The sequence below is a fragment of the Mastigocoleus sp. MO_188.B34 genome (assembly GCF_030065675.1).
Taxonomy (GTDB): domain Bacteria; phylum Cyanobacteriota; class Cyanobacteriia; order Cyanobacteriales; family Nostocaceae; genus Mastigocoleus.
Map to the genome: position 1 here is coordinate 1 of NZ_JASJDK010000207.1, position 8,602 is coordinate 8,602.

General features: G+C 37.2%; 5 protein-coding genes. 3 read left to right on the forward strand and 2 right to left on the reverse strand.

Features of this window, described 5'->3' with window-relative positions:
- The coding region (locus QNJ50_RS27805) for a leishmanolysin-related zinc metalloendopeptidase (protein ID WP_300642220.1) at positions 1–1,566 on the forward strand (1,566 nt) is incomplete at its 5' end.
- Between the two features lie 494 nt (positions 1,567–2,060).
- Complete coding sequence (locus QNJ50_RS27810) at positions 2,061–2,582, forward strand: keto-deoxy-phosphogluconate aldolase (RefSeq protein ID WP_300642232.1); 522 nt, start codon at positions 2,061–2,063, stop codon at positions 2,580–2,582.
- Between the two features lie 194 nt (positions 2,583–2,776).
- Here the strand turns inward: QNJ50_RS27810 and QNJ50_RS27815 are convergent, their stop codons facing one another.
- Entirely contained in the window at positions 2,777–3,565 is a 789-nt protein-coding gene (locus QNJ50_RS27815; protein ID WP_300642223.1) for an FkbM family methyltransferase, read from the reverse strand.
- A gap of 841 nt (positions 3,566–4,406) precedes the next feature.
- On the opposite strand from QNJ50_RS27815, the gene QNJ50_RS27820 reads away from it, so the two are divergent.
- Positions 4,407–5,528 carry an IS630 family transposase gene (locus QNJ50_RS27820; protein ID WP_300642226.1) on the forward strand — a complete coding sequence of 374 codons (1,122 nt, stop codon included), beginning with the start codon at positions 4,407–4,409 and terminating at the stop codon, positions 5,526–5,528.
- Between the two features lie 503 nt (positions 5,529–6,031).
- Here QNJ50_RS27820 and QNJ50_RS27825 read toward each other — a convergent pair.
- Entirely contained in the window at positions 6,032–7,780 is a 1,749-nt protein-coding gene (locus QNJ50_RS27825; protein WP_300642229.1) for a transposase, read from the reverse strand.
- Positions 7,781–8,602 lie beyond the last annotated feature (822 nt).

The window sequence follows — 8,602 nt, forward strand, 5'->3', positions numbered from 1 at the left end:
GATGTCACCGAAGGTTCTGCTATTAAACAAACCTTTAGTGCACAAGCTGGTGATGTTTTGACTTTCGATTGGAATTTCCTCACTAATGAAACCACACCAGATAACTTCTTTAATGACTTTGCCTTTTTCTCTATAACTCCTTTTACTACACAATTAGCAGATACTACATATCCTCTATTTGCAGAAACTTTTGCAGGGGATTTCAATGAAGAAACTGGCTATCAAAATGTTTCTATTGCTATTTCCCAACCAGGAACATATACCTTAAGTTTTGGTGTTGTAGATGTAGGCGATAATATTGTCGATTCCGCTCTTTTAATAGACAACATCCAAGTTGGTCCAGATGGTTCAGATCAAATAGAACCTAATGATACAATTTTCCAAGCTATTCCCACTGGTTTAATTGCAGAGGGTTCCTACAATATTTCCACTGAAATCGGTGATAATCCCAATTTAATCCCGTTTAATGATGTGGATTTGTTTGAGTTAACTCTCGATGCAGGAAATCAATTAATTGCTGACATTGATGCTAGTCAAATCGGTTCACAACTCGATCCAATTCTCTCAATATTTAATTCTCAAGGAGACCTTGTAGCTCAAAATGATGATTCTACTAGTCTTGACTCTTTTATCAACTTCACTGCGGACTCTAGTGACACTTATTATGTCGGCGTCAGTAGTTATGATAACTCTAATTACGACCCCTTTATTGAAGGTAGTGGTACTGGAAATAGTTCTGGTTCCTATGACTTATTCCTGACAATAAACGATTCTACAGAAGATCTCGGATTCGATATTGAAGTTAACTTCATCGACGACAGTCTCACCTCTACCCAGCAGGCTGTATTTGAAAACGCTGCCAGTCGCTGGGAGCAAATTATTACCGCAGACATACCTGACTTGGTTGTCCCGGGCTTTGGCTTTGTAGATGATGTAGTTATTGATGCTAGTGCCCCATTTATTGATGGTCCTGGAGGAATTCTCGGACAAGCAGGCCCCACAGTCCTTCGTTCTGATTCCTTCTTACCCGCACGGGGCATTATGCAATTCGATCTCGATGACTTATCCTCTTTAGAACAAACTGGTTCTCTTGAAGATGTAATTCTCCACGAAATGGCTCACGTACTAGGTTTCGGTACCATTTGGCAAGAACTAGATCTACTTACTGGTATCGGCAGCCCAGACCCAAGCTTCCTTGGACAACAAGCTACCAACGAATATAATAATATCTTCACACTCAATGAATCCACTGTTCCAGTAGAAGCTGAGTTTGGCCCAGGTACTGCTTTGAGTCACTGGGATGAGGAAGTATTCGTCAATGAACTCATGACTGGTTTCTTAAATATTGGAGAAAATCCACTAAGCCGCATTACCGCTGCCTCCATGACTGATTTAGGCTACGAGGTCAATGTAGACGCTGCTGACATATATACGCCCCCCACTATGGCAAACTTACAGCAGGCTGATACATTGGGTCGCCTTGTCACCATAGACTTTGAAAAAACCTTCGTAGATCCTATACTTGGATACGACCGCACATTAGACCTCCCTACTGAAATCGTATAAATACCCCCTTAGAAAAACCTGCTCAAATTACTGTCCCTTAGATATTGCCCAGCCTACCCTGCCTTTCAAGAACATATCCCACTAATATAATTTTTGCTAAAAAGCTCAAGTATTTTAAGAACTAAAAACTAAAAATCAAGCTTTTCAGGCAAATTTTACTCAAACAAATAAGCATTTTTAGAATAGTGGGATATGTTCAAGGGTAGGTTTTTTGGTAGTGCGGAAATAGTTGATAATTTTCTCAACTGCTTAACGTGGTTTGGTCATTCCAGGATTCAAGTATTCCCTAAAGTCGCGAAAAAATGACCAAATACGAAATACCTACCCATGAGAGGCCTACCCTGCGGGGTGGCGTAGCCGGATTGTTAGTTGATATGTTTGAGGTTAAGTCGTACGTAATCGTTTTGTTGGAAGGCAATACCTACGGTACGTTTTACTAGCGGGCAATATCTAAGGGACTTCAAAGTAATAAAATATCCAGCCCTTGCGTCTTAATTAAAGTTAGTTGGAATAACCCTGGCTCCAGAGAATTGATTTCCCAATTACGAATTGAGCTACCAAATTGCACTATAGGTGCTGGTACACATGCCCTGTTAAAACAAAGTCAAGTTAAAGAGATGATAACGGCTGGATGTCAATTTATTTTTACTTCTTATGTCAATCCCTTGATTATTAATACAGCAGTTGAATCAAACTTACCAGTAATTCCATCGGCTTTAACTCCTACAGAAATTGTTAAAGCTTGGCAATCGGGTGCAGTATGTATAAAAGTATTTCCTATCCAATCCTTTGGTGGTAAGAGTTACATCAAAAACTTACAGGGACCATTAGGTCATATTCCATTAATTGCTGCTGGTGGAATAACCCTAGAAAATGCTGAAGAATTTTTAACTGCAGGTGCTTTGGCTATTGAATTGAATAGACAACTGTTTCCTAAAAAGTTGGTTGCTAATGGTAATTGGGAAGAAATATCTCAAAAAGCTGCTCAGTTCACAAAAAAAATTGTCAGATTTTAACGAATAAAAAAGTATTGAACGCCGGCGAACAAGACCAACAAGCTGGAGAAAACTATGCCAAATTATTACTCACAACACAAGGTCAACAATTGATTACAAAAGCTGGATTTGTCAGAATTCGCTAATGGATCATTTTATTCATTTCAACTCCTAACCGGAAATCTCCCCTAGAAAAACCTGCTCAAATCAGCAAGCTATAATCTACCTAAAAGCTCTACAATACCAAGACCAGGATTTTCCAATTCTCCTCCAACTTGCAGATAACCAATAGCATCGAACACAACTGTAGAAATCCGATAACCATTCTGAGCTAAATATGAAAAACATTCATTTTTTTCATCAATAGATAAATGAGCAATCTCAAGCTGAATAATTGCAGGTTTTATCTTACTAAAATCAAACATTTTCAAAATTTCAAAATCATATCCCTCAGCATCTATAACTAACAAATCAAGCTTAGGAAAGTCATGCTTCTCAAGCAGGTTTGGAATTGTTAATGAAGGTACTCTAATCTCTTCAATTAAAGAGTTAACTTCTTCTAAACCAAAACTTGAGAGTTCTCGAAATAGAGAATCACGGTCAAGACGTGCCATATAAGATAACTGAAAAAGAGCATCATTATCCCCCTCATTGTGAACTGTATATAAAGGTACCTCTGCCCGATTTTCATTAAATATCAATGCGTTCTCAAACTTTAACTGAGGCTGATCTGAATAATTCTCTACAAGTTTTTGGAAAGCTCTAGGCTGAGGCTCAACTAAAAGACCATTCCAATGAAATCTTTTAACATAATTATTGATTGGATCGCACCACTTTCCATCATGTGCACCGATTTGAATAAAGTAAAATTCCTCATCCAATCGCTTCAAATAATCACCTATAACTAAATCGAGAATATCTATATTAGGATATTCCTTATGCTCACGTATCTTCGTAATTCTATATCCAAATTTACCTAAAATACTCTGAATAAATTGTTTCATCTCTTAAACAAAAACTCACCATGTAACAGGATAAATTGGAAGTCCCTTAGTATGCTTATACCAACTTCCTTTAATATGGCTACACTTAGTTGATGAAAGGGAACAGGGAACAGATTAAAACAGTTGCTCAAAGAATTAATGTGTAGCAGTGTTTTTTGAAATTGGTATTACACATGGATTAACAAAAGGGTTAATAAATTATGTAGAAACAATAAAGAGCGCCACTTAATACAGCTACGCTCTTGTATTTTGAACACAATTTTTACTTTAATCATTTCTTATAATAACAACCAATTACGAAAAATTGCAAAAAAAAATATAATCTGATATCAAGCATCTGCGTCTACCCATCATATAAATAATTATTCATAAAAATATTGGTTAAAAAATAAAATTCTCCAAGATATATTTGGATAGTTTCGCGGTAGCATTATAATTTAAGTAAAACAATTATATCTAGCTATTCCGCCCTCGAATATAACTTTTTTAAAGCCTACCAACAGAATTTACTTTCTTACGGCGTTTCTCCTATTTTATAGACATTACCAAGTTTTGAATACAGGTAATTAGTGAGGTAGATGCAACATAATTGATTGCCTTACTTATATTTCAGTACTTAATATTTATTACTTATTTACAAGGTGTAGACGCACTTTTAATAAACGCAGCAAAACAGACGTTTTCAGATACATAAAAACAGCATACTTACGTCAGATTTAGGCTATATGAGCGTTCTAACTTATTTTGACCTAATTAATTATTTAAGTCTCGTATGTAATTAAGCTGCTACGCAGCTTGATCGTATAATACAAAAACAGTATTTCCGTAATTATAGCTACGTATGCCAGCAAAAAATCATCTTTCTCAAGAACAGAGGGAACGGCTTCTTAAAACACTAAAAGAGCATGATAATCCTCACGTGAGAGAGAAAATTTTAATTTTATTATTGATGAATGACGGAAAAACCTATGAAGAAATTAGTAGTTTTTTAAATATTGCATATACAACAGTAGCTTACTGGGCTGTACACGGTGACCCAGACAATTTAGAAAGTTTTTTAGATGGAAGAAGAGAAGGGAATTATCGTAAAGCGACTAAAGAATATGAGGATTTGTTATTAGAAATAATTGACAAAGAACCAGAAGAATATGGATATGAATTTGGCAGATGGACATCTGCTAGATTAGCAACATATCTAGAAAAAGTCACAGGGATTAAATTAAGTGGCTCTCAAGTAAGGAAGATATTAAGCAGAAAAAAGTACGTTTACCTTTGGGCAAAGTACAGCTTGGAGGAAAAACAAGATCCTGAAAAACGTAAGTTATTTAAAGAAAAATTATCAGAGTATTTAAGAATTACTAAAGAAACTCCAGAGCTTCTGCAGGTATGGTTTTGGGACGAAAGTGGATTTAGTTTAAGAGTTATAAGAAGAAAAAATTGGGGAAGAAAGGGTCATAGAAAAAAAGTACCAGGACAAAGAAGAAGAGGTAGAGTGAATATTATGGGAGGATTACGCTATCATGACAAAAAAAGAGTTAATTTTGTTATTAAAAAAGGAAATGCAGATGTATTTTATGAACAACTTAAGAATTTAAATAATTTCCTTATACAAGAATGGATAGATTCAGGAAATAAAATTGAAGATTTCAATAATTTATCAGCAAAAATAGTTATTATTCTAGATAATGCTAGTTTCCACAAAAGAAAAGATATTTTATCAAAAATAGAGGCAGAAATGCCGAATATTATTTTGGAATTTTTACCACCATATAGTCCAGATTATAATTTGATTGAATTAGTTTGGCATTCAGCAAAAGAATACATAGCTCATAGATTATTTGAATCAGTAGAACAGCTAGAAGAATTGTTAAATAAATTATTAAATCAAGGAGGTCTCATTATTAAATGGGACCGCAAGATTAAAAACAAAGGTAATGCCAATATATTCAATTTAGCTGCTTAGCAGCTTACTAAGACTTGAGTTAAGTATGTGACAAACGCCTCAGTATTAATGCTTCCTGGTACGGTCATCGCTGCAACTAGTCCTTGGAAGACGCGCGGCAGCGCCACGAACAATGCTTAAAGCACCAACCAAAGAAACATTCCCACAGGAACACTACCAACAGCACGCTCACCCTCTACTGCTCTGGCACACAAGCCTGACATTGACAAATTTAATCCAGCTTCATCAACAAATACCAAATTTCTGACATCAATCTTATCTAACCATCGACGGTAGTCATGTCTTAGTTCTTGTATGCGTGGAGTATCCTGTTCACTTGCGTAAAGAGTTTTTTTTATAACGCAAGCGTAATTTTTCTACAGCGCGATGCATTGTAGTAATACTTACCCTAATCCCTGTAAGTTCTGCAAAGCGGTCACATAATTCCCTGAGTAACAAATCATTTTTCTCTTTAACCACGGATTTTCATGGTAAGTTATAAGACCCTAATTTTTGGCTTTCAATTATGAAATTGAAGCTCCCTGAAATACCAGTTTCTTTTCGCCGAGCCAGGGAATTTGCCCATCTTGAAATCTCTCCATAGAAGTAAGGAGTGTTGGTAAATGTCTCTTCTTTTTCATTTGGACAATGATCTTATGGTCAGTGATTTTCACATTGCCACTGTTGTGAATGAATTTTTGGTAGAGGGTCTGGGGGGTGCAACTTGAGTAGCCCTCCAGGTCGGAGGCAAATATCCGATATAAATTGTGAGTGAGAATGGTAATTGTGAGGTCAAAATCAACCTTAATCACCATGGAAGAAGATATCTTGTTGAGGTGGAAGAATTCTATTTGTTCGGAAATGGTTTTCTCCACGATCCATCTTCTGGCATATTTCCGTACTACTTCTTCCACTGATAAATCAAAGTCATTGGTAATAATCAGAGCTGGCTTGACTTTTCCGCAGCCAGAAATAGAAATCTGGCGAATGCTATCCCCATAATCTTTCAGAAAAACAACCTCATCTAAGACGGTTAGTAGCCTCTTTTTCCCATCCCCAGCAGGCACACGAACTTTTCTTTTCTCTGAGTCGGGAATGGCATTAATCCGTTCCACTATATTCTTGCCACGCCTACGAATGGTTAAGAATTTGATTCCTGCATCATCAAGATTGGCCAGATTCTGATAAGTAGTAAATTTACTATCAAACACCAGATACTTAAGCTCCTCACCCCCAGCGTCTTTATAGAAATCCAGAAATTCCAGAACCACTAATTCCTTATTTTGATGACGAACACTGGTATCTCCGTAAGTGATAATTCCTGATTCAGGATCGTGGGCAAAAATAGCCAGCATGCTCGCAAGAGCTTTTCGTCGAGTTCCTGACCAGTTGTTTCCCAAATGGGAATCATCCTCACCCCAGTAAGGGATGGTGGTAAAATCAAGATTCGCCGTATCGGACAAGAGTCCTTTCTCGATCCAGATTTGGGCAAGGCTTTTCAGGAAATTCAGGTTAGTGTTTCTGGTTACTCGATGGGAATATGAAGTATACCATGCAGCTTTTGGAAGGACATTAAGTCCCGCAAACAATCCTAGGCCTCGATCCATGCACCACAAATCATCTGCAGTATAGCGACGTACATTTGAAAGCTTGAGTGCAACAAAGCTCAATATGGCATTAAGCTTGGGAATGGTTTTTGTTTCAGGATATCCAGACTGTTCTATGAGCTTATCTATTCCGAGTTCCTGAATGTAGGGAAGCAGACACAGAATTCCAATACTACTTTCTGTAGTAAATTCCTCGGGGTGAAAAACCAGCAATTCACTTTTGGCCGCTTGGAGTTTCACAGTTCCTCTGGTCTGAGTATATGCCAGGTTACTACGCCGAGGTAGCCTGCTAAACCCCTCTTTTACCAGCAGATTGTAAATGTATTTCTCCGAAACCTTTTCCCCAAGGGAATCTAGAATAGCCTTTATCTCTGATACTGATAGGTACTTCTTTCTCAATTCAACAATGAGTTTACCTGTACTTCCATCGAGACTCTTCTCTTTCCGTCCTGGTTGTGGTCGGATGAAGAACGAGGAACTGGGTTGTTCCGAAGTGAGAAGTATCTTGAAATCTCTCGCTAATGCGTAGACTGTACTTACCGTATAGCCAAATCTCGCCGACACCTCTCGCGCCGTCATTCCCTCAACATAAAAGGAGCGCAAAGCTTCATATCGTTTATGGACTGCTGCTTCTGGTTGTAAAAAGAATAACGATTCTGGTGTCATGGGCAAAATTAGGGTGTATTTTTACCGTGAAACTACTATTTATTTATAGTTAAAATTTCATCATTAGCTTAATCCAGTCATAAAACTACCTAATTACAAGGCATTAACACAGCCATCAGACAGGATGAGTACAGTTGAAATTGTAAGTAATTCGCTCTAGAACAAACAATACACCCTAATATATCCGAATTTAGATTCTAATTCAAGTAGAAATATATCATTTTCCTAGTACCGCTACACAGACCTCAAAAGTCATGCCTTCACAAGTCAAAAGTATTGATTTTTAAGCAGGCGCGAGCATTTCAAACTAGTGGATTATTTTCGCAGTGCCGCACTAGATTTATCTGATAAGTATGAACTGGGAATAGATTTGATTAGGAGTAATTAATACCGTGAAGATCCGTGATCACCTTTTTATCCTACTTTCTGAGCTTAAATCCTACCAATAGCCTGGCAGACACTCCTTCTTGTCCAGAAGAAATGGTGAACCTATCCCACTAATCAATTTTTAGGGTTTTTCAGCTTTTTAAAATCACAAAATTGTTGAAAATGTAAGAGTGAAATGTTAGTTTTTCGTGTCCGAGATTAATGTCAGATCAATAGTGGCATAGGTTGATCACTATTTGATGTTTAATTAAAGTGGAGCTACTTATCAGCCATTAAGATTTATTCAACTCAAGTAAGTAATCAGCTAAAGCCTCATAAGCAGGAAGCGTTGTCGGATCAATCCTTGGATTTACATCGCGGAGGTTTTAGCGTTGGCGAGACAAGGAATTGGTCCACCACCATTTCCTGTTGGCAGTTAATTAATGGACATGGCGA